Source organism: Streptomyces sp. NPDC052107 (genome assembly GCF_040680215.1).
GTDB lineage: Bacteria > Actinomycetota > Actinomycetes > Streptomycetales > Streptomycetaceae > Streptomyces.
In genome coordinates this window covers 1-25,331 of record NZ_JBFAWG010000075.1, presented here as the reverse complement: position 1 = coordinate 25,331, position 25,331 = coordinate 1, and the positions used below count along the sequence as shown (strand labels likewise).

The following is a 25,331-nucleotide window of genomic DNA, read 5'->3' as shown; positions in this document are numbered from 1 at the left end:
CGCCGACACCGGCCACGCGGAGCAGCACTGGGCGCGGGATTCCATCTCCACGCTCACGCAGCCCCGCCCAGGTGGGAAGAACCCGCACCGGACCCCACGGTTCGCATGGGATCGCTTAGCTGATTAGAGACGCTGGCCCAAGCCAGTGAACAGCCGCGTGCAGTGCCGGACGCACCTCATACCTGATCGACCAGGCAACACCGGATCGCCGGCAGCATCACGCATGCCAATCGTCCCGAGTCGTTGATAACTAGATCAGTTGATAACTAGATCAAGTGAGGCGAGGGGCAACGTCGGTCGATTTCCAAGAAGCGCCATCGTGGGCTGCGCCCCCGGATCCTATCTGAGCCGGAGGGAGCCATCAGCGCGGCCCAACTTGGTGAACCTTCCCGGTCGCAGCACTAGCCGAGACTGCGGCGGGCACCCGCCGGCTGCTGGAGTAGACCCCTGTGCGGCTTGCTGGGATCTGCATGATCCCCGACCGGCTGGTGTCGTTAGCCGATCCTGATGCCCGACCGATCCGCAAGGACAAGCCTCAGCACCCCAGGCTGATCGGCCCACATCTCGGCTGTCGGAGAGCTCAGATTGTGGCGGCTCGACCTCGCAGGGATCATCGAAGGCATGGACAGGAACATGTCCGTCGGGTCTGGGGAGCGGCTGCTGGAGGAACTGGTCAGAGCAGCCCAGCTGGCATCACCTGCGGAACTTCCCGTGGTCCTGAACCGGTATGCCGAGGCCATGGGCCTGGGTAGGGCCGTTATCTATCTGGTCGACATCCAGCAAAGACTGCTGGTGCCGTTTGTCGAAGGCGAGCCGGAACTGGAGCTCGACACTTCGCTGGCCGGATGGGCCTACCGCACCGACTCTCTCCGAGTGGAAGAAGACCCCTCCGGGGGGCTGAACGTCTGGCTGCCCCTGGCCGACGGTGCGGAGCGGCTGGGCGTCGTGGAGCTGAACATGAGCACCCTGGACGGGCTCAAGCTACGGCGCTGTCGAACGATGGTACTGCTCCTCGGACTGATCATCACATCCAAGCGCACTTACAGCGACACCATCGCGCAGCGCATGCGTACCAGGCCGATGCACTTGCCCACGGAGATGGTGAGGGCTTTTCTCCCTCCCCGGTCGATCGGCACCGGGCGGGTCGTTTCGACGGCGGTTCTGGAGCCTGCGTACGAACTGGGCGGCGATGCTTTCGACCATGCGTTCACCGAGGACGTTCTGCACGCCACAATCCTTGACGGCATGGGGCACGATCTGGCGTCCGGACTTGCCACCTCTGTCGCCATGGCAGGCTGCCGTAACGCCCGGCGCAGCGGGGCAGACCTGAACGAACTCGCGGGCACCGTGGACGAGGCGCTGGCGAAGTGGCTTCCGGAGCAGTTCTGCACGGGTGTCTTCACCCAGTTGCACATGCCCACCGGTGTGCTGCGCTGGTGCAACTGCGGCCACCCGCCTCCGTTGCTCATCCGTCGCCACCGCCTGCTCCACAACGCCTTGGAGCGGCCACCTGAGCCTCCTTTGGGTCTGCCAGCCAGCCTCGCCGGGACCGCCCGTCAGGTGCACGAGGTCAGCCTCGAACCCGGTGACCGAATACTGCTCTACTCCGACGGCGTCGTAGAGTCACGCGACGAGGCAGGCGAAGAGTTCGGCCTGGAGCGCTTCACCGACTACATCATCCGGTCGACCGCAGCAGGGCAGAGCGCCCCGGAAGTGCTGCGCCTGCTCATCCAGGCCATCCTCGAGCATCGGCACAACAAACTCAGCGACGACGCCACGATCTTGATGTTCGAGTGGCAGCCCCCTGATCCGTGACCGCAAGAGCCGGAGGGCGCAGCCGTGGCGCCGGTATTCCGCGGACGCAGACGCTGACGTCGGTGGATGCCGAGCGTGGCTCAGTCTCCGGGAGGCGGCGGGTTTGGCGCTGCACATCTGCAGCGCTATACCCGCGCAGGCAAGGGCTTCAAGCGACGGGCTGCAGGTCCTTGGCCGCAGGGGCGCCCTGTTTACCGGCGGATGTCTTTCAGACAGCGGAGGGGGAACCCTTCGAAGAACTACAAAATCCTCCGCGATTGCCGGCGGTCCAAGCCGTCGCGCGCATGCCACATCCGCCTGCATGCCACTGCCTTCTGCAACGCCCTTCAGGAAGCGAAGGCCAGAAAGGCCCTCAGCACGCTTGACGCGCCTTTGAATCGCCGACGAATCGGTGCGATCCAGACCCGTGATGTGACGGCTCGCACGAGCCTAGTCCGCGTCTGTCGCATAGGGTCGTTTCGACCTCATGGCGGACGCGCCGTCAGGTAAGTCAGCGACTGGTCAGCTTCAGTCCTTGATGCTGGTCGGCACGACGTTGGAAAACCGTGTCGATGTAGAGTGAGAAACGCCCTTGACCTGCAAGAGCAGGCAGGGCGCCAACCCTCTGGGAGTACTACATGCTGCGCACCATGCTCAAGTCCAAGATCTAGTGGTTGGACATTTGCGCAGGTCAGGGCGATGATGGCTCGCCCCGGGTCAGCAAACGGTCAGCATGGGACCTGGAACGGGTCAGTGCGGCTCCTCTGCCACGAAGGCCGACGGCGGCACCTGCGAGCTCAGCATGGCCTTCTCCGGAGGTCTGTCCGGCACCGGAGACCTGACCGGCCGCGGCAGCCCCTACGTGCGCGGAGCCATCACCGGGCCAGACACCTTCCTCGGCGCAGTGCTGCACACCCTGCCTTTCCTGATTCCGCAATACCACGCTGCGCCAGCCGTGGCGCCGGCCACGATCAGTCTCGAACTGGTGAATCTGGCCTGGATCCGGTGGCGCTGCTTCGGCACTGGCTTCGTCCGCCCGTTCGTCTCCATCGCGGTCGGCGGGGCGATCATCGGCGGTGTCAGCGCGGCGCTTGGCGCGGCCGGCTGAGCGTTGGACGACATCGTCTCCACAGAGCCGGCTGCTGACACCGGCAACACCACGGCGATGTCCACGGCCCCGTCCCGGTGCGGCAACCGGTTGCGCACGTGATCGTGGAGCGGTCGACGCCGAGCCGGCAGGCCGGCATGTTCGACAGGGGCAGAAGTCATGCCGGGCCCGGAGGCGGAGAGCCCTGAGCCCGGGGACATGAGGAAGTAACTCGGGGTGGCTGGAGATCACCGCGATGGCCGGGTGCGGCCTGAAGTACGACGCTGCTCGCGTGCGTGCTACAGCCGTGGGCGCCGAGAGGAGTACAGCGTCAGGGCGGCCTCGCAGGCGACTTCGAGGACGACCGGCGCCACCTGTCCGAGATCCATCGCCTGCGCGTCGCCGCTGAGCGAGAGCGCGGCCGTCGCTGGACCGCGCCCCCGAAGCGGAGCCGCGACGCAGGAGATCCCCGTGAGGCATTCCTCGTTGTCCATGGCCACGCCGTGGAGTCGGCGTATCCGTGCCAGCTCGTTGTGCAGGCCCGCGAGAGTGCGGATCGAGCGTGGTGTGCGGACCGGCAGTCGTGCAGGGTAGGTGGCCTCGATGTGGTGCGGATCGAGCGACGCGAGGATGGCCTTGCCCACGGCCGTGGTGTGCGCGGGCAGGCGGCCGCCGAGCCGCGTAGGCAGGTTGGCCGCGAACCGCCCGCCCACCTTGTCGAGGAAGACCACCTCGCGCCCGTCCAGCACGGCGAGATGGCCGACGAATCCGGTGCGCCGGCACAGCTCGTGCAGGAGCGGTCCGACGACGTCGCGGATCTCGCTGTGGCCGGCGGCCAGACCGCCCAGCTCCAGTGTGCGCATGCCGAGGCGATAGCCGCCGACGGAGTGTGCCAGCCAGCGCAGCCGGATCATCTGGTCGAGGATGCGGTGCAGGGTGGACCGCGGCAGGCCGGTGCGCTCCGCAAGCTCCAACAGCGACAGCTTGGGTGTGCCGGAGTCGAACGCGTCGAGGATGAGCGTCATCCGCTCGATCATGGTGTTCGGGGGCAGGGGCTGTGCCCGTGCCGGAGCCGCGGCGGACAGGCCGTCCTGCCGGACGGAAGCGCTGCCCGCGTACACGTCGGCTGTAGCCGGGACCGTCACCTTCCACCTCCGCTTGGTGGTTGACGCCGAGAAGTTGCCTGGCTAGTCGGTATCGCAGGTTCCGTCAAACCGGAAGAGCCAGGACGAGGCCGACGGCGGCGGAATCGGCGTCCGTCGCTGAGTCCTGGTGAGTGGGAGTGGAGTAGTCGCCAGCCGGGATGGGGCCGGCTTGCGGCCGTGGTGTTGGGGAGAGTTGTGGCACAACCGGCAATCCCCGCGGAGGACGACCATGGCTGTCAAAGCGCCCTCTCCCACCCCGGTGCACCGCCGTGCGATCGCCGGGACGGGCGCGGTCGTGCTCCTGCTGTGCCTTCCGGCCGCGGCCACCGCCGCCGAGCCCGGCGCGGGTGAGGCGGGCTGCCCTGTGACGGCGAGCGCGCAAGGCGTCCAGGTGATGGTCAGTGCGAGCGACAACGCGCTGTTGCAGGCGCCGTCGGGTGCGGGTGTTCCGGTCGCGCAGGCATGTGTCGACTACGACCTCGGGGAGTCGAGCGGGTTCGCCTCCAACCCGTACCCGGGCGAGACGATCGTCTCGGCGCCCGCCCTCGTCGGCAGCCAGACCGGACAGAAGATTCCCGGCTACCCGGCGTACGCGGCCTCGAGTTATCCGTCTGCCCAGAAGGCCGAGGGCGGTCAGCAGGGCGACACGCTCACGTCGCAGAGCGACAAGAACTCCACGCACGCGCAAGCGCGGACGCAACTGGGCCAGCAGGGCGCCGCATCGGCGGAGACCACCGCGCTCGCGAACGCGGCGGTGGATCCGGCGCGGCGGACGAGCACCGCGTCGGCCACGGCCGACACCCAGCCGATCACCCTCAACGGCGTGCTGCGGCTCGGCCGGGTGCGGAGCGTCGCGACCGCGACCGTCGGCAAGGACGGCAGGCTCGTACGCGACTCACAGCTGACCGTCGGCCGCACCGAAGTCGCCGGCCAGGTCGTGGAGATCACCAAGGACGGGGTACGGGCCGCCGGCCGGCAGTATCCCCTTCCGCAGGCCGATCCGGCCAAGGCGCTGGAGGCCAAGGGGGTACGGGTCCGGTACCTGCGAGCGGAACGGACCAAACAGGGTGTCGTGTCGGCCGCCGTCGAGGTCCAGGTACGGCAGCAGGACACGCAGTCGGGCGCGGTCTACACCGTGACCTACACCTTCGGCCGCGCCTTCGCCGGGGCTGCCGCGGTCGAGCAACCACCCGGTGGCGGCGGGAACTTGCCCCCGGTCGGGGCACCACCCCCGGGTGCAGGCGGCGGTGGCGGACGCGACGCAGGGGCTCCCGCAGCACCACCCGACCAAGCGCCCGCGCAGCAGTCGCCAAGTGACCAGCCCTCGGCACCATCCGACGGCGCTGTAGCCGCGCCCGACTCCCCCTCGCCCGTCGGCCTTATCGGCAACCCCGTCGACATGGGTATGACCGGTCTCTATCTCGTCGTCGCGTTCGGTGGCGCGGCCACCTTCGCCTTCGGAACCCTGCTGCGCCTGTTGGGAGTGAGGACTCGATGGACATCGTGACCCGGGTACGCAGCCAGTGGGACCGGCTGATCGCGGCGGCCGCCGCCGTCGCCGGGGCCGTGGTGCTGGTCATCGGCTGGCGAGGGGTGAGCGGAACCGCGTACGTGGCCGAACAGGTGCCGTATGTCATCAGCGCGGGACTCGGCGGACTGTTTCTGCTCGGTTTCTCGTCGGCCCTGTGGCTGTCCGCCGACCTGCGTGACGAGTGGCGCAAGCTCGACCGGATCGAGCGGGCCATCCGCGCTGTCGGCGGCTACGGTGCGGTCGAGGTCGGCGCGGCCCCAGACGGCCGCGACCGCACCGTCGACCACGACCGCACCCTTGTGCTTCCGCCGGTCGAGGGCGCGTCATGACTGCGGTCGGCAAGCGTGCCGAACCGTGGCAGGACCGCGATGTCCTCATGGTCTGCGGCACCACCCTGGCGGGTCTCGCCCTGCTCGTGACGGCATGGTTCGGCGCCGGCGGTACGGCGTCGGTGGTGCGGCAGACGGCGTGGCTGAACCTCGCGGTCGCGGGATTCGCCCTCGCGGCTATCGGCCAGTGCCTGTGGTTGCTGCGGGCACGGCGTGCGGTCGGAGAGCGGCGTATCGCACTCATCTCCCTTGCGCCGCAGAAGGAGCGGGCGGACTCGTACGAGGATTCGTACGAGGGGTCGTACGAATCTTCGTACGAGGCGAAGCCGCTCCGCCGCACCTCGACACGCCTGGTGCGGGCCGCGGGCATGGTCAAGCTGCACCGCCCTGACTGTCCTCTGCTGGTCGGCAAGGACGTGGTCGTGGCCGCCCCCGAGGCCGGCGAGCTGTGCGGGGTGTGCGCGCCATGAGCGCATGGCTGCCGTTCATCGTCATCGGTGTCACCACCGGCTCGGTCTACGGGCTGGCGGCGATGGGGCTGACCCTCACCTACAAGACCTCGGGCATCTTCAACTTCGCCCACGGATCGATCGCCGCGCTGGCCGCGTACGCGTACTACGAGCTGCGGGTCGTACGCGGACTGCCCTGGCCCGTGGCCCTCGCCCTCGCCGTGGTCGTGGTGCCGCCCTGCATCGCACTGGTCATGGAACGCCTCACCCGGAACCTTGCGGGCGCCACCCCGACCACGAAGATCGTCGCCACCGTGGGTCTGCAACTGGCCATCACCATGGCCCTGGTCGCCCACTACGGAGGTGCCGGTATCGACTTCCCTGCCTTCCTGCCCACCGACACCGTCGAGCTGATCGGCGTCAAAGTCGGCATCGACCAGCTGATCTCCGCGATCGTGGCGGCGCTGGGCGCCCTCGGATTCTTCGTTTTCTTCCGGGTCTCCTCGATGGGCGTGAAGATGCGGGCCGTCGTGGACGACCCGGCGCTACTGGAGCTGGCCGGCACCAGCGCGTTCGCCGTGCGGAGCCGGGCGTGGCTGATCGGCTGCTGGTTCGCCGCGGTCTCGGGTGTCCTGCTGGCTCCTCAGATCGGGCTGGACGCCCTCCTGCTGACCATGCTGGTGGTGCAGGCGTACGGGGCCGCGGCGGTGGGTCTGTTCTCCAGCCTTCCGCTGACATACGCCGGCGGGCTACTGGTCGGAGTGCTGGCGGCCGTGGCCACCAAGGCGGTGTCCGGCTCAGAGGTGCTGTCGGGGCTGCCGCCCGCGCTCCCGTTCCTGGTGCTGTTCGCCGCCCTGCTGCTGGCGGGCCGGGGCAGACTGGTTGAGGCCGGCGGGCACCGCTCGGTGCCGCCCTCGCGGCCTCTGGTGAGCAGGGCCGCCGGGCGGGCGTCGGCGGTTGCCGCGGTCCTGGTGGCGGGTGTGGTCCCGTTCGTGGTCGGGCCCAAACTGCCCGTGTACTCCAGCGCCCTGGTTTTCGTCCTGGTCTTCTCCTCGCTTCACCTGCTGGTGCGCACCTCGGGACAGGTGTCCCTCGCCCACGCCGCTCTGGTCGCGGTGGGCTCCTCGACGTTCTCGCACCTCGCCGTCGGGGCCGGGCTGCCCTGGCTGGTTGCCGTGCTGCTCGCGGGCGTGGTCGCGGTGCCCGTGGGCGTACTCGTGGCGATCCCCGCCATCCGGCTGTCGGGACTGTATCTGGCCCTCGCCACGCTTGGGTTGGGGATTCTGCTCGAACGGGTCGTCTACAACTCGGTGTGGATGTTCGGGGCGACGAGCACCCTGCCCGCGACGCGCCCGGCCCTGTTCGAGGCAGACACCGCGTTCTACTACGTCCTTCTGTGCTTCGCCGTCGCCGCGTCGCTGCTGATCGTCCTCATTGGGCGCAGCAGGCTGGGGCGACTGCTGCGTGCCATGTCCGACGCGCCGACGACACTGTCCACGCTCGGGCTCGGAGTGAACGTCACCAGGGTCACCATCTTCGCCATCTCGGCCTTCATCGCCGGAGTCGCCGGCGCGCTCTACGCCGCGCTGGGACAGTCCGCGACCGGGGTGCCCTTCGTGTCGTACGCCTCGCTGACGTGGCTGGCGCTTCTGGTGCTCTGCAGCGGTTTGCGAGGCGCCGCGCCGGTCGCCGCGGCGGCGCAGCTGGCGATCGTCCCGGCGTACGTCACCAACGCGACCGTGGTCGCGTGGCTCCCGGTGGCCTTCGGGGTGGGCGCGCTCCTGGTCGCCCTGCGCGAGGCCGGTGCGGCCGGACGCCGCGGCGGTGGGGCGGGAGTGACAGAGCCGACGGCCTCTCGCGCCGCCGAACGCCTCGGCGCGCCGGGTCCCGCAGCACAGCGGTTGCGGCTCGCGACTGTGCGGACGGTGCGCCGCGGAGAGGCGGCGCGGATCCGCGTCGGCGCCGGTCTGACAAGGGGAGCGTCGCGATGAGCGGGGACGACGAGCGGCGCGTCGCGGCGGGTCACGGCGACGAGGGACGCAGGGACATGAGCCCCGGCGAAGAGACGTCGGTCTCGACCGGCCTGAGGGTCGACGGACTCACGGTCCGGTTCGGCGGCAACACCGCGGTGAATGGGGTGTCCTTCGACGCGCCGCTCGGGCGTGTCACCGGGCTTATCGGCCCCAACGGCGCGGGAAAGACCACGACGTTCAACGCCTGCTCCGGGCTGCTGCGGCCCTCGGCAGGCGCAATTCGCCTCTTCGGCCAGGACATCACCGGTAAGCCGCCCTCGGCGCGCGCACAGCTGGGCCTCGGCCGGACCTTCCAGAGGATGGACCTGTTCGACTCGCTGACCGTGGAACAGAACATCGCCCTCGGTCTGGAGGCACGCCTCGCGCGCAGCCATCCCTTCAAGCAACTGTGGTGCCCTCCGGCCGAGCGGAAAGCGGTGCGCGCCGCCGCCGAGGAAGTGCTCGAACTGTGCCGGCTCGGGGATCTCCGCCATGAGCCGGCGGCCGCGTTGTCGACCGGGCAACGCCGTCTGGTCGACCTCGGCCGCGTGCTGGCCGGCGGGTTCTCGCTGCTGCTGCTCGACGAGCCGTCGTCGGGCCTGGACACCCCGGAGACCGAACGGTTCGGGGCGATCGTGACCCGGGTCGTGGCCGAACGGGACTGTGGGGTGCTGCTGGTCGAGCACGACATGGCGCTGGTCATGTCCGTCTGCGACCACCTCTGCGTCCTCGATTTCGGTGAGCTGATTTTCCAGGGCAGCCCGGACGAGGTGCGGGCCAGCGAGACCGTGCGCGCCGCGTACCTGGGATCGGAGGCGGCCTGATGCTGGAACTACAGGACATCAGTGCTGGTTACGGCGACACACCCGTATTGCGCGACGTATCACTCTGGGTGCCGCCCCGCTCGGTCGTGGCGCTGCTGGGACCAAACGGTGTAGGCAAGACCACGCTGCTGAGGGTCGCCTCCGGCCTCCTCGCGCCCCGCTCCGGGCGGATCCGACTGGACGGCCGGGACCTGACCGGAAAGCCCCCGCACACCCTCGCCCGGCACGGGGTCTGCCATGTCCCCGAGGGACGCGGAGTGTTCCCGAACCTGACGGTGCGGGACAACATCCTTATCCAGGCAGCGGGCGGAGATGTCGACGAGGCGATCGAGAGAGCGGTCTCGGCCTTTCCGGTCCTCGGGCAGAAGCTCCGCCAGACAGCCGGTTCGCTGAGTGGCGGTCAGCAGCAGATGCTGGCGCTGGCCCACGCCTACGTCACCGACCCCGCCTATGTCCTGCTCGACGAGGTGTCGATGGGCCTGGCGCCGGTGGTCGTGGACGAGATCTTCGTGTTTCTCGGCGAGTTGGCCGCCTCCGGATGCGCGCTGCTACTCGTCGAGCAGTACGTCGGCCGGGCCCTCGAACTGGCCGACTACGTCTACCTCATGAACAAGGGACGTGCCGAATTCGCTGGGGAACCCGGCGAACTGGACGGCGTCCGGCTCATGGAGCAGTACCTGGGCGCGCACAAGTGATGGAGGAGACCGTGACCCCACCCCGAACCCGCAGCGCACTCGCGGCCATGGCGGTGTTGAGCCTGCTGCTCGCCGGCTGCGGCTCCCGGCTCGACCACGACACCATCGTCCGGGCCGGCTCCGGCGGCGGGCAGGCCGGAACCGGAACGGCCGCCGACGGAGGCCTGCCAGGAAGCGGCGGGGCGGCCGGCGGACAGGCCGGGGACGGCGCGGCGGCAGGGAGCGGTGGGGCAGGAGACAGCGGGGGAGGCCTGTCCGGGTCCGGACAGGGCGGCGCCGGAGGCGGCTCAGGTACGAACGGCAAGAACGGCAACGGAGGCGGCGGCGCGGGCAGTGGCGGCGCGCCCATCGTCATCGGCAGCGTCGGCACCCTCTCGGGACCGGGTGGCGTCGCCTTCGCACAGGGCCCGCGCGCCCTCCAGGCATGGGCGGCGGCCACGAACGCCGCGGGCGGCATCAACGGCCGCCAGGTCAAAGTGATCGTCATGGACGACGGCGCCGATGCCGCCAAGGGCCGCAGCGAAGTGCAGGAACTGGTCGAGAGGTACCACGTGGTCGCCATCGTGGCCGCCATGACGACCACTCAGACCCTCGCCGCCTGGAAGGGGTACGTCGAGCAGCGGAAGGTCCCCGTCATCGGCGGCGACTGCTCGACCACGGCCTGGACGAACAGCCCGGTGCTGTTCAGCGAGTGTCCCTCCACCGACTCCCAGATGGACGGGCTGGCGAAGGTGGGCGCGACCTATGGCAAGGGGAAGAAGATCGGCGGTCTCTTCTGCACGGAGACCGACGCCTGCACCCACGCCGAGGACCGCGTGTTCGGCAGCGGCAGAGCGGCCCAGCGTTTCGGCCTCGATCCGGTCTACCATGCGAAGATCACGGTGACCCAGCCCGATTACACCGCCGAGTGTCTCCAGGCACGCAACGCCGGTGTGCAGCTGATGCTGGTCACCGGGGACCCCAACACCGTGGCCAGGGTCGCCTCGTCCTGCCGCCGACAGAGCTTCAACCCCCAGTTCCTGCAACCGTCGGCCACGGTCGGGGCGGACACCGCGGCCAAGCCCGGTCTGACGGACGTGCTGGCCGCGATGGCGGTCTTCCCCTTCAAGGGCGTGTCGACGCCGGCCATCGGCGAGTTCAACGCCGCCTGGAAGAGGTACGGCGGGTCGGCGCCGGGACCCGCGGCCGCGCAGGGATGGGCGTCGGCGAAGGTGTTCGAGAAGGCCGCGCGTGGCGCGGGCGACATCAGCAGGGCCGCACTGATCAAAGAGCTGTACACCTTCCGCGGGCAGAACTTCGGCGGCCTGACCGTCCCGTTGACGTACGTCGCGGGGAAGGGAACCGCCGACACCCGCTGCGCCTTCTTCATGCGGGGGGCCGGCGGCGATTGGACGGCACCCCTGGGCGCTCGGACGGTGTGCTGGTGAGGCGCCGGTGGGCAAGGGCGCGCGGTTCGCTGCTGTGGTCCCAGGCGCTGGCGTCGCTCCTGGCCGTCGGTGCGACGGGCGGCATTGCGGGGGCGACCGTCTCGCAGTTGACGAGCCCGTCCCCGGCGGTGGCCGCGCCCACGGCGGACGACCGCGGAGGCGACACCCCGCCGCTGTACGGGGAACCGCCACCGGCCACGGTGTACCTACCCGAGACGCGTCCGGTGCCCTGGACCACCGGGTCCCCGGCCGGGGTCGACGGCCCGGGCGTCTTCGGACCGCCGCTGTCGACCGCGTACGCAATCCCCGGCCGGGTGCTGGCCGCCTATCGGGGCGCGGTGCGGACGCTGGCCGCCACACAGCCCGGGTGCGGCCTCGACGTTGCGTTGCTGGCCGCGATCGGCCGGGTCGAGTCGGATCATGCCCGAGGCGGCGACCTCGACGCCACCGGCCGCACCCGCTCCCCGATCCTCGGGCCCCAGTTGGACGGCGGCCCCGGCGTCATGGCCATCCGCGACACCGACGGCGGTTTCTACGACGGCGACCCCGTCTGGGACCGGGCCGTGGGTCCCGCACAGTTCCTCCCCTCCTCCTGGCGTCGCTGGGGGACCGACGGCAACGGTGACGGCGTGGCGGATCCGTCCCAGGTCGATGACGCATGGCTGGCTGCCGGGCGTTACCTCTGCGAGGCAGGGGGCGACCTACGGGGACCCGACAACCTACGGCGGGCGATCCTCGCCTACAACCACTCGGAGGGCTACCTGCGCCTGGTGTTGAGCTGGATGCGCGTGTACTCCGGCCACATCGTGCCGAGCACGGCGGGCGCCCCTGACGGCATGCCATCCGCCGTGCACGACCAGCCTTCTGCGCAGCCGAAGGGCCGGCGATCCCAGCAACCCGGCTCCCGGCCCGCGAACCCGGCTCCGTCCCGACCGCCGGCGGGCAAGGACTCATCCGGCTCGCCCAAGCCATCCGACCCCCCCGAACCGTCACGGCCCGAGCCTTCACCGAGCCGACGACTGCCTCTACCCCCTGTACCCACGTCCCCACCGGAGGACTCCAGCCTCGGCGGGCTCACATCGCCCTAAGAGGACTGCCGGACCGAAAGAACAGTTCCCATGCCGCGACGGACGCGCATGCCGTCCCCCTGGAGCAGACGACTCGTGTCCGGATCCGGCTCCAACGGGCCGACGAGCGAGGGAAGTTCGAGCTCCAGCGCATCGCAGCGCGGCCACCAGGCCCCGTCCAGCGGGCCGTGGCTGACGTCCGGGGTGAGAGCCAAGCGAGGCGTGGGCATGCGGTACGTGTGCGCGTCGGCCGAGGACGCGCCTTCGGTCGGTGTTCCGCCGGGTTCCATCTTGCGATCCCGTCCCGGGAGCCCTCGGACGACTGCCCGTTTCGTCACTCGCCGGGAACGGCACCGCCGGTCGCGCTGCGCGAAAAGCTCTCGGTGCGGTCAGGTTAGCTCTGGACGAGGAGAAGAGGGCGGGTCAGTCGTCCGGCTGTGCCTCCTCTTCCTCCTCCAGTTCCTCCATCAGACGGATGCCCTCGTGCGTCAGCGAGACGGTGGCGGGGGTGTGGTGTGATGTCCAGTCCACGCTGATCAGGCCCTCGTCGGTCAGATAGGCGCAGGCGGCGGAGAGGTCCTCGTCGGGCAGGGCCAGCTCGGCGCGCAGCGCCGATCCGTTGACCTCGGGGCGGTTGTGCTCGACGGCCCCGTACAGGTATCGCAGGACCGCCTTCCGGTTGTTCTTGCGTTCGCGGAGTTTCGTCATGGCTGTTGTTCTCCGGTTCGACGGCCCGGCGGGGACGGAGGCGACGGCGGATCCTCGGGCAGCTCGGATCCGGGTCACACCTCGTCGGCGTGTGTCTGTGTCTGCTCTGTCGAGGTGCTGGTCGTGAGCCAGGACCGTGCGGGTTCCGCCGCTTGAGCGGTGTCGAGGGTGATGTGGAGCCGGGTCCCTCCTGCGCGGCCCGCGGGATAGCTGCGCTGCTCGGTCGAGGCGAAGCAGCGCCGGAGCACTTCGGCGACGCGCCGGGCGACCTCTGGCGTCGCGGCCACGATGCGGACCTCGGCGTGGTCTTCGGAGGGAAAGGGCTCGTGCTTCATACAGGCCTCCTGGCAGGTGAGGGTGCAACCACGACTGAGGTCGCTGCCCGACGCCCGTCGACGGTGCGGGCTGCGGCGCGTCACCACGGCCACCCCCTTTTGAAGGGTATGCCGGGCAAGGGAGCGTACGTGCCACGACCGACCCCTCGCGGAAGACCGGTGCTCTCCCGGAACGGGCTGTCACAGTTGTCGGCCGCCGCCGCGCCACCGTGGCGGGCCCGGCCGGGAGTACGGTGGACCTCGAGGACATGCCGCGCACAGGCTCCGACACTGGTGCCGCTCTTGGCGATCGGCGACGCCGGGTCGGCCCTGGCCCGCGCCCGGGGCAGGGTTGGACCCATGAGCGCGCACATGCTCCTCCCGACGACCTCGAACCTCCCCGTGCCCCGGTCGGCACCGGGCGGTGGCCAGCCGAACGCTCGTGGCCCGCTCCCTGGCCCGAGCCGCCCTGATCGGCACCGAGGGACCCCGCCTCCGTACTGGCCTATCTGCGCCGACGGCACTTACGCTCGCCGATGTCACGTCGGCCCTCGGTCGCTTCCTGGAGATCCTTGTCACGGTGGGTGCGGCCGCCGCTGTCCTCGAAGGGGTCCAGCAGGATCACGGGCAGTGCGCTCTTGCCGGCCATGAGTTGGGCCAGGTCCCAGGCGAGAAGATGCGGGTAGAAGCTGAGGGCTTCCAGATCGGGCTCTGCCTCCAGGAGGTCGGCCGGACGGGAGCAGCCTGCGCGGGCACGGACGGACTGGCGCCGCTCGCGCAACGCCTTGATAAGCGTTCCGGCTCCCTGTCCGGGCGCGCTGCCGACGGTAACGGACAGGGGCAGGGCGCGGCCTGGACGAGTGGTTCCCGAAAGCGGTGCAGGAACGCCTGCCCGAGCAGCCGACCCCTCCGAACGAAGGCACCCCCCGGTGCGAAATACTCTCCCGATGAGTTCACGCACTTGCCCGACCAGTCAGCCGATCACCATACGGAGGGCCGTCGCGCGGGATGCCAAAAGGCTCACACGGCTCGTGCGGGGCTCAGGCGCCTACGAGGGTAAGTACGCAGCCGCAGTCGCGGGCTACCGGGTCGGCCCTGATTACATCGAGGCCCACCGTGCCTACGTAGCCGTCGGCTCCGACGAGCACGGAGGCCGGGTCCTCGGGTTCTACTCGCTCGTCCTCGCTCCACCGGAGCTCGACCTGCTGTTCGTCGCCGACGAAGCGCAAGGACGGGGTATTGGACGACTGCTCGTCGCGCACATGCAATCCGAGGCCCGTGCCGCCGGGCTCGACCGTGTCATGGTCGTGTCGCATCTTCCCGCCGAGGACTTCTACCACCGCGTCGGTGCCGTACGGACCGGGACTGCCCTCGCGAACCCGCCCGCCGTCCTGTGGGACCGTCCCGAATTCGAGTTTCGCATTCCTTCGGAATGACGCGGTGTGTCAGTTCGCAGGGCACCAGCTTCGCCTGCATGGCGCGCTCCGTGTGTGCCGTCGTCTCTGCCCTGGCGTGGGGATCGCCTGGGCGGCGGCGCCTCTCCTTCACCCGAGGCCGACGATCTGGAAGAGGCGTGCGACGGAGGCACTGGGCGCAGCCAGTCGTAGCCGGCCGCCGGCGCTTCGCGCGGTTCGGTGGGTGGTGAGGAGAGTGTTGACGCCGCTGGAGTCCATGATCGTGACGCCGCCGAGGTCCAGCTCCGTCCGGTACGAGGGCGGCGCCGTGAGCACCTGCGGCATCGAGAAGCTGAGGGCCCTGTCCCGGTCGATTTCGCCGCAGACCTCGCCACGCTGAGGCCCTCGAAGCAGGCGCGGGTGATCGACAGTCGGTTGCCTTCTGGCGGCCCGTCGATGCCTTCCACGCTCTTCTCAACAACCGTCACCGACGTCGGCATCCTTGCGCTTCCGGACGGAAAGCCGCCTGCGCGTGGTGCTGGTAATGCACCGCGATGGAGATGACGATCGCCTTGGCCGATGACGGAGCCAGCATCGCCGAAGCCCGCCACCGAGCCGCCGCATTCCCTACCCGCGGCCACCCGGCTGGGGTCTCTGAGCGGATCGTGGGCCTGACCCAGTTGGTGATCAGCGAGCTGGTCACCAATCAAGTACGTGCCCGGCCCCGTCCTTGTGCAGCTGTGCTTGGTCGGCGGGGAGGCAAGGGGCACGGTCTGGGACACCGATCCCCTGCTGCCGGCAGCCTGGCGAGCAGACGCCCAACGGGTGGGTCGGCACGGTCTGGAGATCGTGAGGCCATCGCACAGGAACTCACCGTCGATCGGGAAACGGTCGGCAAACGCATCACGGCCCGGATCCTCCCGGATGTCTGAGCCCGTCCCCGGCGTCAGCCGAAGAACACTCTGAACGTGGCTCGTGCGCGGCCACGTCTCGCAGGATCTCCAGTCGGAGAGCGGTCCTGATCTGGGCCTCGGCGCGGGGTTGTGGCGGCGGACGTACGCGGCTCGGGACGCCGTTCAGCGTGGGCGAGCACTGGGCCGGTCCCACCGAGGACTGCTGTACGGGAAGCTGGGACCGACATTCGAATGAGCACTCTTCCTGGTGTACCTGCGGTAGATGCAGACGCACACTCCATGGAGAAAAACTATCATGGCTGCAGTAGACATTCCGCCGTCGTAGGGTTAGCGTTTGCTGCGTACCCAGAAGTCGAAGTGGGCACAGCAGGCACGAACTGCTGTGCAGGTAGACCAGGACACGGCCCCAGCGGGGCTGTGAGCAGCACCTGCGTTATCCGCGTAATCGAAAGGTAAGGAGCAGAACGCCATCAGGATCGCCCGGGCGAGGAAGCAGTCCGCCCGGGTACCGCAAGGCCCCGGATTGGAAGGTGGTCCCCGGTCACGCATCCGCGATCCCCGCAGCCCCGCCCTCCCAGGCGGCTGCGGAAAAAGAAGACCGGCGCAGTGCGCCGGTAGATGGTGTTGAAAGCTCGGGGCCCGGGTGTCGTACTGGCACCCGGGCCCCCCGACGCGTCTCCGAAAGAAGAGGTCTATGCCGCCTGCCGGTTCCCGTCCCGTCGGCCCTCTCGACGATGACGACTACCCCGCCTACACCATGGGCCGGGCCGCCGAGATGCTCGGCACCACCTCTGCCTTCCTCCGTGCCCTCGGTGAACACCGCTTGATCACCCCGCTCCGCTCCGATGGCGGCCATCGCCGCTACTCCCGGTACCAGCTGCGCATCGCCGCCCGCGCCCGCGAACTCGTCGACCAGGGCACCGCCATAGAGGCCTCCTGCCGCATCGTCATCCTCGAAGACCAACTCGAAGAGGCGCAGCGCATCAACGAGCAACTGCGCGCCGAGCGCGGCAAGCCTCAGCCGAAGACATCAGCCTGATCAGAACGCCCGAACCCGAGGCAACCGATGCACTGCCGGCGGACGAGGCCGCTGAGGGACCGTACCGCCGTTCCGCAGCTCAGGCGGGCTCAAAGCGTCAACCGGATCCACACAAGAGAGAACCGCGAGCGGGCGTGATGCATGTAGTGGGTGACGAGGGGCGAACCCGGGGAAGAAGGAGCAACCGATAGGAGGTTGCCATGGGTGGCGGGGATCCGGAACTGGGGCAGTTTCTGGCCGCCGCTGAGGCGGCACCGGGTGGGGAGTCCGTCGCGGGCGGGGGCCGCGGCCGGAACGGGGACCGTGCTGCCGGGCTGTGGCTCAGGCGTCGATGATGACGGGGATGATGAGGGGCTTGCGGCGATAGGTGCGGAACGCCCAGTTCGCCACGGCGCGGGCGAGGAGTTGTTCGAGTTGGTGCGCGTCCCCGACGCCTTCCTCGGCTGCGGTGGCCAGGGTCTTCTCGATGACGGGGATGACCGGCTCGAAGGTGGCGTCGTCGTGGACGAAGCCCCGGGCCAGGAAGTCGGGGGCCTCGGCGAGGGCGCCGGTGTCCGCGTCGACGATCGCCACCACCGTGACCACGCCTTCGGCGGCGAGGGTGAGGCGGTCCTTGAGGGACGCTTCGGTGGCACCGCCGACTTCCATGCCGTCCACGTAGACGTTGCCGGCGGGGACCTTGCCGGTGATGGATGCGCGTCCGTCGACCAGGTCGACGACGACGCCGTCCTCGGCGATGACGACCCGGTCGGGGTCGACACCGGTGCGGATGGCGAGGTTGGCGTTGGCTCGCAGGTGGCGCCATTCGCCGTGCACGGGCATGACGTTGCGGGGCTTGACGATGTTGTAGCAGTAGACGAGTTCGCCGGCGCTGGCGTGCCCGGAGACGTGCACCTTGGCGTTGCCCTTGTGGACCACGTGGGCGCCCCACCGGGTGAGTCCGTTGATCACCCGGTAGATAGCGTTCTCGTTGCCGGGGATGAGGGAGCTGGCGAGCAGGACGGTGTCGCCCTTGCCGATGCGGATGATGTGGTCGCGGTTGGCCATCCGTGACAGCGCGGCCATCGGTTCGCCCTGGGAGCCGGTGCACACCAGCGTGATCTTGTGGTCCGGGAGCTTCTCCAGCTCCTTCGTGCTCACGACCAGACCGGAGGGGACCTTCAGATAGCCCAGGTCACGGGCGATGCCCATGTTGCGGACCATCGACCGGCCGACGAAGGCGACCTTGCGGCCGTGTTGGTGGGCGGCGTCCAGGACCTGCTGGATGCGGTGCACGTGGCTGGCGAAGCTGGAGACGATGACCCGGCGCGGCGCGGTGCGCATCACCTGCTCGATCGCCGGATTCAGCTCTCGCTCGGAGGTGGTGAAGCCGGGTACTTCGGCGTTGGTGGAGTCGGTGAGGAACAGGTCCACGCCCTCCTCGCCGAGGCGGGCGAAGGCGCGCAGATCGGTGATGCGGTCGTCGAGAGGGAACTGGTCCATCTTGAAGTCGCCGGTGTGCAGCACCATCCCGGCCCGGGTGCGGATAGCGACCGCGAGGCTGTCGGGGATGGAGTGGTTGACCGCCACGAACTCGCAGTCGAAGGGCCCGAAGCCGCGCCGGTCGCCCTCCCGCACCCGCACCGTGCGCGGCCGGATGCCGTGTTCCTTGAGCTTGGCCTCCAGGAACGCCAGCGTCAGTTTGGAGCCGACGACGGGAATGTCGGACCGCTCGCGCAGCAGGTACGGCACGCCGCCGATGTGGTCCTCGTGACCGTGGGTGAGGACCACGGCCACGATGTCGTCAAGCCGGTCCCGGATCGAGGTGAAGTCCGGCAGGATCACGTCCACGCCGGGCTGGGTCTCCTCGGGGAACAGTACGCCGCAGTCGACGATGAGCAGCTTGCCCGCGTGCTCGAAGACGGTCATGTTGCGGCCGATCTCACCCAGGCCGCCCAGGGCGATGACCCGCAGCCCTCCTTCGGGCAGGGGAGGGGCGGCCTTCAGTTCCGGGTGCGGATGACTCATACCCTGACGGTACCCGGAGAGTGGGGCGGGGTGATCCATTGATCCGTTGCCCTGTGTGATCTCTCCTCCCGACGGAGCGGGGCACCCGCAGCGGCTGCCCGGGACGATCGGATCACGTCGGCGGCATCACCTGTCCGTGGGTAAACCGTTCGCCCGCTGTGCTGGAGAAGACCTTGTACACGGTGTCGTGTTTTCCGCGTTCGCCACCTCTTGGTGGGCCTCGGCACTTGTCCACACGGAGTGGTCGAAACGCGGGTGCCGTCGGCGCTCAGGAGTCCGGCACCTGGCATGTCATCCGCATGCTGGACGCGATGACGCCTCAGGAGTTCTCGCGCATTGCGTTCACCAAACGTCACACGCTCAGCAGGCTCGACGTGACGCAGAGCGGAGCTGACGCGCCAAGACGGTGGTCCACCCGCCTTGAGGCCTGATCCATCGGTTCCCGGACTGCAGGCGAGTGTGTGGGGCGGTCACCCCGGTGACGCATCGGCGGATCTCGATGAGCTGGGGGCCCAGAGCAGGTATGCCGGAAGGCTGTCGGGCTGCGTCGGGTCATCGACGCGGGAGGGGCGATCGGTATCAGGACGCGATGTTATGCCTTGTGTTAGTCTCATGCGTTTGCGTGGTCGTCGCGGTGGGCGATTCTGCCTGTTGGTCCGCTCGTGTGTGGGCTGTGCAATCCTGCCGGGCCTTCCTCGGTACATTCCTCTGCGGAAGGCTGTTCATGAAGCATCCCGATGACTCCGCCAGCGCTCACGGCGGTTCCGCCCAGCCTGGAGTCACCATCCCAGCGCTGCCCCCGGCCGTCTCCTTCGCCGGTCTGGAACTGCCGGCGGAGGTGCTGCGGACACTGAGTGGACTCGGGGTGCGCGAACTCTTTCCCATTCAGGCCGCCGCACTGCCCGATGCCCTTCAGGGGCGCGACGTCCTGGGGTGCGGGCGCACCGGATCGGGCAAGACGCTCGCCTTCGGCCTGCCGCTGCTGACCCGTACGGCCGGGCGGCGCGCCGAACCGAAGCAGCCCCTCGCTCTGATCCTTGTGCCCACTCGGGAGCTGGCCCAACAGGTCGCCCAGGCGCTGGCGCCGTACGCCGAGGCACTGCGGCTGCGGATGGCCGCGGTCGTCGGCGGCATGTCGATCGGCCGGCAGGTCGCCGCGCTGCGCCAGGGAGCCGAGGTGGTCGTCGCCACCCCCGGACGCCTGCACGACCTGATCAAGCGCAACGCCTGCCGCCTGGGACGGGTGAGGATCACCGTGCTGGACGAGGCCGACCAGATGTCCGACTTGGGATTCCTGCCACAGGTGGTCGACCTGCTCGACCAGGTGCACCCCGACGGTCAGCGGATGCTGTTCTCGGCCACACTGGATGGCGACGTCGATCAGCTGGTCCGCCGCTACCTCCACGACCCCGTCGTGCACTCGGTCGACCCGTCCGCGGGCACGGTCGCGACGATGGAGCACCACGTTCTGGTCGTCCACGGCCCTGACCGCTACGCCGTCACCACGGAGATCGCCGCCCGCGACGGCCGCGTACTGCTGTTCCTCGACACCAAGCACGCCGTCGACCAGCTCACCCGGCATCTGCGGGCCAGCGGGGTGCACGCCGGGGCCCTGCACAGCGGCAAGTCCCAGCCACAGCGCACACGGACCCTGGCGCAGTTCAAGAACGGCCAGATCACCGTTCTGGTCGCGACCGATGTCGCGGCCCGTGGCCTGCACGTCGACGACCTCGATCTCGTGGTCAACGTCGACCCGCCCACCGACCCCAAGGACTATGTGCACCGCGCGGGCCGCACTGCCCGCGCCGGTGCGTCCGGCAGCGTGGTCACGCTCGTGCCGGCGGGCCGGCGCCGCGAGACGAGCCGCATGCTGGCCGGGGCCGGCATCGAGGCAACCGTCACGAAGGTGCGCTCGGGCGAGGCGGAGTTGAGCCGGATCACCGGTGCCAAGGCTCCCTCCGGGACCCCGCTCGACGGCGGGCCCGCCGTCCTCCGGCCCAAGAACACCAACGCTCCCTTCCGCGGCCTCGGCACCAGCAAGGACCCCTCCCGCGGCGCCGGCGGCAAGTCCCGAAAGGCCGGCGAGGCCCGCAAGCTCGCCGAGGCCCGCAAGGCCGCCCTCGTGCGTCGCAACGGCTGAGAGCCGTTGCCTTGGCGGCGAATCTCCTGGCCACGGGATCGGCAGCCCTCGGCCGGCCCGAAGACGTATTGCACCCGCCACGAAGCGAACACGCCCGGTCGCGAGAGGGATACCCCGCGAAACGGAGCAGGATGATGTCGTCGCCGCCTCGCACCGCACCCGGCATGACAAGCTGAGTCTGCCCACCCCGAACCCAGGAGGTCACCATGACCGCAGAGCCCGTATCTACGGAAGGTTCGGAGCCCGCTGCCTCCGAGACGGCCCCGCTGGAGCCGGACAGCGACGGCAACTACGACCTCAAGCGTAAATTCCGCGAAGCCCTGGCGCGCAAGCGCGGTGCGCAGGCGGACGCCGCCGATGTTGCCGCCAACCCGGATGCGTCAAAGGTGCGTGCGGCGCACGGCCCGGCTGCGAGCCAGCGGTCGTTCAGGCGCAAGAGCGGCGGGTGAGTCGATCGGTCCGGCGATCTGGCCGCTCAACCAGCACTCTGAGCGCCACCCACTCGCGCGCCCCGTGCAGTGGCCCGCAACGTGCGCGTACTCACCGGAGCCGGCACCGGTATCGCTTTTCAGACCGTGAGAGCACTCGCGGCGTGGCGTGCGGCGGCGCCGCCGGTCCGCGGCACCGAGAAGGTCGCGGAAGGCCGCCGCACGGATCGTGGACCCAGCGCCCGGTGGCGGACATCACCTGCAACTCACCCACCGCGATGCGCCGGTTCATGACGGTGGAGGGCCCCTCGTGGGCCAGCCACCTCAGCGGCGCCCGGTGGTCAGGTCTTAGCGGTTCCCACAGGTGCAGAGCGTTTGTCAGTGTCCGCCACGCCTCGTCGGTGCTGCCCACCGTGCCGGGCCCCGCGCCTGCTCGACCGCTTTCCCGAACGGTCCGGCCGCCGTGCACCGGTATGTGTCGTGGGGCACCTGATCCAGCGTCGCGTAAGCCAATGACACCAGGGCGTCGTCGGCACCGCGCAGATGGAACGTCAGCGCGCGCTACGGTCGCATCAGCGGCCCCTTATGGTCAGCGTCCGCCGCCACAGAACCGTCACCACGCACCAGGCGTCCTTCACGTTCTTGTAGGTGTCGTGTCGCCAGTGGCGTCCGGGCCGGATGACGCTTCGCGAGGCCCGTGCGCTGGGGAATGCCGGGTTCGGTACCGGGTCGGCCCTGGGCGACCGTCCGCCGGTGCCGGCGCTGCAGCCCACCAGGGACCTCTCTCCGTGTCGTCTGTGACTCCCCCCGTGGGCGGCACGGAGAGAGGCGGGATGGCCGGGGCCGCGACCACTGACCGCGGCCCCGGCCACTCGTACTCGCCGTCGGGCAGGCCGTGCTCGGTCCGTACCCCGGTTCCGCCCGCCCCGCGTGACGCCCAGGCAGGCCCGTGCGCTCCTTCTGGCATGAGCCGTCTGCACGCGGTGCCGCCCTGGCGCTGCGCAACAGCGCGACCTGGCTGGAGCGGCTCTTCGAGGGCGACGCGGAGACCGTCCGGTGCTGCCGGGATCAGGAGCGCATCTACGGCGGCACTTCCCCGCACGGCCCCGTGGACCGGCCTCGGACCCAGGGGGTGCTCGGCGGTCGGCCCGTGTTCCGCGCCGACCGGCACAAACCGCCGCTCCTGGTGCTGACGGCCGCCCAGGCCCGTCGGGTGGCCGGGTTCCTGGCGACGGCCGACTTCGACGAGCTGTGGGACCGCCTTCGGGACGAACTGCTGCCGCGCTACGGCGGTGTAGCCGGTGCCGATGGGTGATTCGCACCCTGCAGGAAGAGTGCGGCTTTTCCACGCCACGGGGGGATCCAGGCAGTGGGCGACGTGGCCTGGGTTCCTATCTTGAAGATTGCTCTCAACGCTTCCGCCGACGCCCGCCCCGGCCGGCAGCCGCTCGGCCAGTCGTCACCGCACCCGCAGTTGGCGATTCCACCTGCGGCCCGGGCCCCCGGTCGGCCGAGACGACCAGGGCGGCGAGGAGCGTGGTGACCGGGACCGAGGCGACCAGGCCGATCGATCCGACCAGTGTGCGTACGATCTCCTCGGCGACCAGTTCGCTGTTGGCGACTGTGCCCACGCCCGCTCTCGGCGATGGAGAAGAGCAGCGGCAGCGCGGCGCCGGCGTAGGCGAGGACGAGGGTGTAGGGGGAGGTGCAGGGTGGCGCTCAGGTCTCAGACGACCAGGCCGGAGATGAAGACCGCAGCGATGGCCAGGTTTCGCAGGACCAGACGGCGGGCCCGGCGGGACAGGGCCACTACGGCGGCCACGGCGGCCAGTTCATCGGGGACGATCACCGCGTCGGCGGTCTCCAGGACAGGGTCGGAGCCGTCCCGGCCCATGGCGATGTCGGTGCGGGCGATCGACTGAAGTACGCCATCGGGTCAGCGACGCTGGCGTGCTGAGCAGGTTCGTATCCGGCTGGCCAGGCACTGCATGGAGCGTGTGGTCTGCGGCGGGCTGGAGGGCTGGGGTAAGGCAGGGGCTGGGCCCGCGCCGCAGTAGTGCGACGCGAGCCCAGCCCTTGTCGGCCAGAGAGCACCGCCGTCAGAAGGCCCCGGTGCCGTTGGGTGAGTAATCGTCAAGACCTGTGGATCGGTTGATCTCACTTTCGTTCAGGTGGGTTGATCGCGACGAGTTCGACTTCGAAGCCGTCGTCGTTTTCCAGGTAGGCGGCGTAGTGCTGTCCGCCGCCGGCGTAGGGATGCCGCTCGGGGAACATCAGGTGCCAGCCGTGCTGGGCGGCGTCGGCCACCAGCTTCTCGACCGTGGTGGTGTCTTCGACATGGAAGGCCAGGTGGTTCAGCCCTGGGCGGCAGCGGTCGTACTCTTCGGCGGTGAGAGTCGGCGACTGCTCGATGACCAGGTAGGTCGGCCCGAGCCGCCAGCTGCGTCCGCCTTCCCAGGTCTGGAAGAGGGCATACCCCAGCGCCTCCAGCAGCCAGCCGAGCGAGGCGAGCGCGCGGTCGAGGTCCGGCACCCACAGCTCGATGTGATGCAGCATGCCGTGCGACGGTCGGCTCATGCGGCGACCGCCTCGGGGCGTTCGACGAGCTGGCCGCGTTCGAAGCGGGCTCCGGCGCGTACGAGGGCGACGAGGTGGGGTGCGTTCACGGCTCGCCAGCGGGCCTGGGCGGACTCGACGAGCTTGAAGACCATGGCCAGGGCGGCGGTGCGGGAGCCGGCGCCGCGGGTGACCTTGGTCCGTAGCCTCACGGTGGAGAAGGTCGACTCGATCGGATTCGTGGTCCGCAGGTGGATCCAGTGCTCGGCCGGGAAGTCGTAGAACGCCAGCAACTGGTCCTGGTCATCGGTGATCTTCTTGACGGCCTTGGGGAACTTCGCTCCGTAGAGCTGGGCGAACGTCTTGATCGCCGCCTCGGCGTGGTCACGGTCCTCGGCGTTGTAGATGTCCTGGACGGCCTTCTTCGCGCCCGGCTGAGCGGACTTCGGCATGGAGTCGAGGACATTGGCGGTTTTGTGAACCCAGCACCTCTGCTCGCGGGTGTCGGGAAACACCTCGGCCAGCGCCTTCCAGAAGCCCAGCGCGCCATCGCCGACTGCGAGGACCGGGGCGCGCATGCCCCGGCGGGCGCAGTCGCGGAGCAGGTCGGCCCAGGACTCGCCCGATTCGCGGTAGCCGTCCTTGAGCGCGACCAGTTCCTTGGAGCCGTCGGCGCGGACCCCGATGAGCACCAGGACGCAGGCTTTGGCTTCCTCCAGGCGGATGTTGAGGTGGATGCCGTCGGCCCACACGTACACGTAGTCGACCTCCGCGAGGTCGCGGTCCATGAACGCGGCGTGGTCGGCCTGCCACTGCTGGGTCAGGCGGGTGATCGTGGCCGGGGAGAGCCCGGCCGAGCTGCCCAGGAACTGCTCCAGGGCGGGCACGAAGTCGCCGGAGGACAGGCCGTGCAGGTAGAGCAGCGGCAGCACCTCGCTGATCTTCGGGGACTTGCGGCACCACGGCGGCAGGATCGCCGAGGAGAACCGCTTGCGTTCGCCCGTCGCCTCATCGACGCGCTTGTGGTTCACCCGCGGTGCCTTCACCTCGACCACCCCGGCCGCCGTGGTCACCGTGCGCGGCTGGTGGTAGCCATTGCGCACGACCAGGCGGTGGCCCTTCTCGTCTCGCTGATCGGCCAACTCGGCTATGTATGCGTTGACTTCGGCCTCCAGCGCGGCGGCCAGCATCCGCCTTGCGCCCTCACGGACGATCTCGTCGATCAGAGAGGAGCCGTTGGCGGTGGTTCCGTCGTTGTTGACTACGCTGAGCACGGGCGTGCCTTCCCGACCCGCGCGGCAACGCGGGCCTACTCGATACCAGTCAATCGATCACTCGGGAAGGTACGCCCTCCGCGTGTGCTCTCCCGAGCCGATCCACAGACATCCGAGCTTCGTAGGAAGTCAAGTGGCAGCAGGTCCGACTGTCGTCGCAAGGGCCGGGAACGCCTTCGCCGGGTCGAAGTTCTGGC

General features: G+C 69.5%; 23 protein-coding genes and 5 pseudogenes. 16 read left to right on the top strand and 12 right to left on the bottom strand.

All coding sequences use genetic code 11. The features are described 5' to 3' along the window. Window positions 1-401: 401 nt before the first annotated feature. The 3 genes and pseudogenes from AB0M27_RS38510 to AB0M27_RS38500 form a co-directional block, all read left to right on the top strand. Window positions 402-545: pseudogene (locus AB0M27_RS38510) on the top strand (ISNCY family transposase); the annotation flags it as partial. Window positions 546-621: 76 nt separating this feature from the next. Continuing rightward, window positions 622-1,815, top strand: coding sequence for a PP2C family protein-serine/threonine phosphatase (locus tag AB0M27_RS38505; RefSeq protein WP_365729237.1), 1,194 nt, complete (start codon window positions 622-624; stop codon window positions 1,813-1,815). A 781-nt stretch (window positions 1,816-2,596) separates the two neighbouring features. Beyond that, the gene (locus AB0M27_RS38500; protein WP_365729236.1) at window positions 2,597-2,902 is read left to right on the top strand and encodes a hypothetical protein; all 306 of its coding nucleotides are present in this window, start codon (window positions 2,597-2,599) and stop codon (window positions 2,900-2,902) included. A 278-nt stretch (window positions 2,903-3,180) separates the two neighbouring features. Here AB0M27_RS38500 and AB0M27_RS38495 read toward each other — a convergent pair whose 3' ends face one another. After that, window positions 3,181-4,026: an IclR family transcriptional regulator gene (locus tag AB0M27_RS38495; RefSeq protein WP_365729234.1), complete on the bottom strand. Its 846-nt coding sequence runs from the start codon at window positions 4,024-4,026 to the stop codon at window positions 3,181-3,183. A gap of 229 nt (window positions 4,027-4,255) precedes the next feature. Between AB0M27_RS38495 and AB0M27_RS38490 the strand changes: the two genes are divergently transcribed. Genes AB0M27_RS38490 through AB0M27_RS38455 form a run of 8 tightly spaced genes read left to right on the top strand, consistent with a single transcriptional unit; the run spans window position 4,256 to window position 12,381 of the window. Continuing rightward, window positions 4,256-5,533, top strand: a complete 1,278-nt coding sequence (locus AB0M27_RS38490) for a hypothetical protein (protein WP_365729232.1) — start codon at window positions 4,256-4,258, stop codon at window positions 5,531-5,533. Beyond that, window positions 5,521-5,886: a hypothetical protein gene (locus AB0M27_RS38485; RefSeq protein ID WP_365729230.1), complete on the top strand. Its 366-nt coding sequence runs from the start codon at window positions 5,521-5,523 to the stop codon at window positions 5,884-5,886. Before AB0M27_RS38490 ends, AB0M27_RS38485 begins: the two co-directional genes overlap by 13 nt. Continuing rightward, window positions 5,883-6,356: a hypothetical protein gene (locus AB0M27_RS38480; protein WP_365729229.1), complete on the top strand. Its 474-nt coding sequence runs from the start codon at window positions 5,883-5,885 to the stop codon at window positions 6,354-6,356. The genes AB0M27_RS38485 and AB0M27_RS38480 overlap by 4 nt, the downstream gene beginning before the upstream one ends. Then, entirely contained in the window at window positions 6,353-8,326 is a 1,974-nt protein-coding gene (locus tag AB0M27_RS38475; RefSeq protein ID WP_365729226.1) for an ABC transporter permease, read from the top strand. Before AB0M27_RS38480 ends, AB0M27_RS38475 begins: the two co-directional genes overlap by 4 nt. Further along, window positions 8,323-9,171: an ABC transporter ATP-binding protein gene (locus tag AB0M27_RS38470; protein ID WP_365729224.1), complete on the top strand. Its 849-nt coding sequence runs from the start codon at window positions 8,323-8,325 to the stop codon at window positions 9,169-9,171. Before AB0M27_RS38475 ends, AB0M27_RS38470 begins: the two co-directional genes overlap by 4 nt. After that, window positions 9,171-9,866, top strand: a complete 696-nt coding sequence (locus AB0M27_RS38465; RefSeq protein ID WP_365729222.1) for an ABC transporter ATP-binding protein — start codon at window positions 9,171-9,173, stop codon at window positions 9,864-9,866. The genes AB0M27_RS38470 and AB0M27_RS38465 overlap by 1 nt, the downstream gene beginning before the upstream one ends. Before the next feature lie 11 nt (window positions 9,867-9,877). Continuing rightward, the gene (locus tag AB0M27_RS38460) at window positions 9,878-11,293 is read left to right on the top strand and encodes an ABC transporter substrate-binding protein (protein ID WP_365729221.1); all 1,416 of its coding nucleotides are present in this window, start codon (window positions 9,878-9,880) and stop codon (window positions 11,291-11,293) included. Then, window positions 11,290-12,381: a lytic murein transglycosylase gene (locus AB0M27_RS38455; protein WP_365729219.1), complete on the top strand. Its 1,092-nt coding sequence runs from the start codon at window positions 11,290-11,292 to the stop codon at window positions 12,379-12,381. Before AB0M27_RS38460 ends, AB0M27_RS38455 begins: the two co-directional genes overlap by 4 nt. A gap of 86 nt (window positions 12,382-12,467) precedes the next feature. On the opposite strand, the pseudogene AB0M27_RS38450 reads toward AB0M27_RS38455, so the two are convergent. From AB0M27_RS38450 to AB0M27_RS38435, 4 genes and pseudogenes are all read right to left on the bottom strand, one after another. Further along, a pseudogene (locus AB0M27_RS38450) lies at window positions 12,468-12,590 on the bottom strand (DUF5994 family protein); the annotation flags it as partial. A 193-nt stretch (window positions 12,591-12,783) separates the two neighbouring features. Next, window positions 12,784-13,068 (bottom strand): hypothetical protein, encoded by a 285-nt coding sequence (locus AB0M27_RS38445; protein WP_365729217.1) that lies wholly within the window; start codon window positions 13,066-13,068, stop codon window positions 12,784-12,786. Between the two features lie 74 nt (window positions 13,069-13,142). Further along, window positions 13,143-13,403: a hypothetical protein gene (locus AB0M27_RS38440; RefSeq protein WP_365729215.1), complete on the bottom strand. Its 261-nt coding sequence runs from the start codon at window positions 13,401-13,403 to the stop codon at window positions 13,143-13,145. 484 nt (window positions 13,404-13,887) lie between these two features. Further along, window positions 13,888-14,163, bottom strand: a complete 276-nt coding sequence (locus AB0M27_RS38435; protein WP_365729213.1) for a hypothetical protein — start codon at window positions 14,161-14,163, stop codon at window positions 13,888-13,890. Window positions 14,164-14,329: 166 nt separating this feature from the next. Between AB0M27_RS38435 and AB0M27_RS38430 the strand changes: the two genes are divergently transcribed. Then, the gene (locus AB0M27_RS38430) at window positions 14,330-14,818 is read left to right on the top strand and encodes a GNAT family N-acetyltransferase (protein WP_365729212.1); all 489 of its coding nucleotides are present in this window, start codon (window positions 14,330-14,332) and stop codon (window positions 14,816-14,818) included. A 108-nt stretch (window positions 14,819-14,926) separates the two neighbouring features. On the opposite strand, the gene AB0M27_RS38425 is transcribed toward AB0M27_RS38430, so the two are convergent. Beyond that, window positions 14,927-15,151, bottom strand: a complete 225-nt coding sequence (locus AB0M27_RS38425) for an STAS domain-containing protein (RefSeq protein WP_365729239.1) — start codon at window positions 15,149-15,151, stop codon at window positions 14,927-14,929. A 1,233-nt stretch (window positions 15,152-16,384) separates the two neighbouring features. Here AB0M27_RS38425 and AB0M27_RS38420 point away from each other — a divergent pair. After that, window positions 16,385-16,729 carry a MerR family transcriptional regulator gene (locus AB0M27_RS38420; RefSeq protein WP_365729211.1) on the top strand — a complete coding sequence of 115 codons (345 nt, stop codon included), beginning with the start codon at window positions 16,385-16,387 and terminating at the stop codon, window positions 16,727-16,729. A gap of 321 nt (window positions 16,730-17,050) precedes the next feature. Here the strand turns inward: AB0M27_RS38420 and AB0M27_RS38415 are convergent, their stop codons facing one another. Next, complete coding sequence (locus tag AB0M27_RS38415; protein WP_365729209.1) at window positions 17,051-18,736, bottom strand: ribonuclease J; 1,686 nt, start codon at window positions 18,734-18,736, stop codon at window positions 17,051-17,053. Between the two features lie 724 nt (window positions 18,737-19,460). On the opposite strand from AB0M27_RS38415, the gene AB0M27_RS38410 reads away from it, so the two are divergent. Both AB0M27_RS38410 and AB0M27_RS38405 read left to right on the top strand, forming a co-directional pair. After that, a complete protein-coding gene (locus AB0M27_RS38410) occupies window positions 19,461-20,876 on the top strand; it encodes a DEAD/DEAH box helicase (protein ID WP_365729208.1) in 1,416 nt (471 codons plus the stop codon). A gap of 206 nt (window positions 20,877-21,082) precedes the next feature. Then, entirely contained in the window at window positions 21,083-21,325 is a 243-nt protein-coding gene (locus AB0M27_RS38405; protein ID WP_365729205.1) for a DUF5302 domain-containing protein, read from the top strand. Between the two features lie 292 nt (window positions 21,326-21,617). Here AB0M27_RS38405 and AB0M27_RS38400 read toward each other — a convergent pair. Then, window positions 21,618-21,859: pseudogene (locus AB0M27_RS38400) on the bottom strand (SMI1/KNR4 family protein); the annotation flags it as partial. Between the two features lie 394 nt (window positions 21,860-22,253). Between AB0M27_RS38400 and AB0M27_RS38395 the strand changes: the two are divergent. Beyond that, a complete protein-coding gene (locus AB0M27_RS38395) occupies window positions 22,254-22,619 on the top strand; it encodes a hypothetical protein (RefSeq protein ID WP_365729203.1) in 366 nt (121 codons plus the stop codon). A 94-nt stretch (window positions 22,620-22,713) separates the two neighbouring features. On the opposite strand, the pseudogene AB0M27_RS38390 reads toward AB0M27_RS38395, so the two are convergent. From AB0M27_RS38390 to AB0M27_RS38375, 4 genes and pseudogenes are all read right to left on the bottom strand, one after another. Continuing rightward, window positions 22,714-22,999: pseudogene (locus AB0M27_RS38390) on the bottom strand (YibE/F family protein); the annotation flags it as partial. Window positions 23,000-23,033: 34 nt separating this feature from the next. After that, window positions 23,034-23,222: pseudogene (locus tag AB0M27_RS38385) on the bottom strand (hypothetical protein); the annotation flags it as partial. 239 nt (window positions 23,223-23,461) lie between these two features. Then, window positions 23,462-23,881 carry a VOC family protein gene (locus AB0M27_RS38380; protein WP_365729201.1) on the bottom strand — a complete coding sequence of 140 codons (420 nt, stop codon included), beginning with the start codon at window positions 23,879-23,881 and terminating at the stop codon, window positions 23,462-23,464. Continuing rightward, a complete protein-coding gene (locus AB0M27_RS38375) occupies window positions 23,878-25,134 on the bottom strand; it encodes an IS256 family transposase (RefSeq protein ID WP_365729198.1) in 1,257 nt (418 codons plus the stop codon). Before AB0M27_RS38375 ends, AB0M27_RS38380 begins: the two co-directional genes overlap by 4 nt. Between the last annotated feature and the right edge of the window lie 197 nt (window positions 25,135-25,331).

What these genes read in the sequence shown, in the direction of transcription:
- AB0M27_RS38505 (WP_365729237.1), top strand. Translation starts at nt 622, where the DNA reads ATGGACAGGAACATGTCCGTCGGGTCTGGGGAGCGGCTGCTGGAGGAA.
- AB0M27_RS38500 (WP_365729236.1), top strand. Translation starts at nt 2,597, where the DNA reads ATGGCCTTCTCCGGAGGTCTGTCCGGCACCGGAGACCTGACCGGCCGC.
- AB0M27_RS38490 (WP_365729232.1), top strand. Translation starts at nt 4,256, where the DNA reads ATGGCTGTCAAAGCGCCCTCTCCCACCCCGGTGCACCGCCGTGCGATC.
- AB0M27_RS38485 (WP_365729230.1), top strand. Translation starts at nt 5,521, where the DNA reads ATGGACATCGTGACCCGGGTACGCAGCCAGTGGGACCGGCTGATCGCG.
- AB0M27_RS38480 (WP_365729229.1), top strand. Translation starts at nt 5,883, where the DNA reads ATGACTGCGGTCGGCAAGCGTGCCGAACCGTGGCAGGACCGCGATGTC.
- AB0M27_RS38475 (WP_365729226.1), top strand. Translation starts at nt 6,353, where the DNA reads ATGAGCGCATGGCTGCCGTTCATCGTCATCGGTGTCACCACCGGCTCG.
- AB0M27_RS38470 (WP_365729224.1), top strand. Translation starts at nt 8,323, where the DNA reads ATGAGCGGGGACGACGAGCGGCGCGTCGCGGCGGGTCACGGCGACGAG.
- AB0M27_RS38465 (WP_365729222.1), top strand. Translation starts at nt 9,171, where the DNA reads ATGCTGGAACTACAGGACATCAGTGCTGGTTACGGCGACACACCCGTA.
- AB0M27_RS38445 (WP_365729217.1), bottom strand. Translation starts at nt 13,068, where the DNA reads ATGACGAAACTCCGCGAACGCAAGAACAACCGGAAGGCGGTCCTGCGA.
- AB0M27_RS38440 (WP_365729215.1), bottom strand. Translation starts at nt 13,403, where the DNA reads ATGAAGCACGAGCCCTTTCCCTCCGAAGACCACGCCGAGGTCCGCATC.
- AB0M27_RS38430 (WP_365729212.1), top strand. Translation starts at nt 14,330, where the DNA reads ATGAGTTCACGCACTTGCCCGACCAGTCAGCCGATCACCATACGGAGG.
- AB0M27_RS38420 (WP_365729211.1), top strand. Translation starts at nt 16,385, where the DNA reads ATGCCGCCTGCCGGTTCCCGTCCCGTCGGCCCTCTCGACGATGACGAC.
- AB0M27_RS38415 (WP_365729209.1), bottom strand. Translation starts at nt 18,736, where the DNA reads ATGAGTCATCCGCACCCGGAACTGAAGGCCGCCCCTCCCCTGCCCGAA.
- AB0M27_RS38410 (WP_365729208.1), top strand. Translation starts at nt 19,461, where the DNA reads ATGAAGCATCCCGATGACTCCGCCAGCGCTCACGGCGGTTCCGCCCAG.
- AB0M27_RS38405 (WP_365729205.1), top strand. Translation starts at nt 21,083, where the DNA reads ATGACCGCAGAGCCCGTATCTACGGAAGGTTCGGAGCCCGCTGCCTCC.
- AB0M27_RS38380 (WP_365729201.1), bottom strand. Translation starts at nt 23,881, where the DNA reads ATGAGCCGACCGTCGCACGGCATGCTGCATCACATCGAGCTGTGGGTG.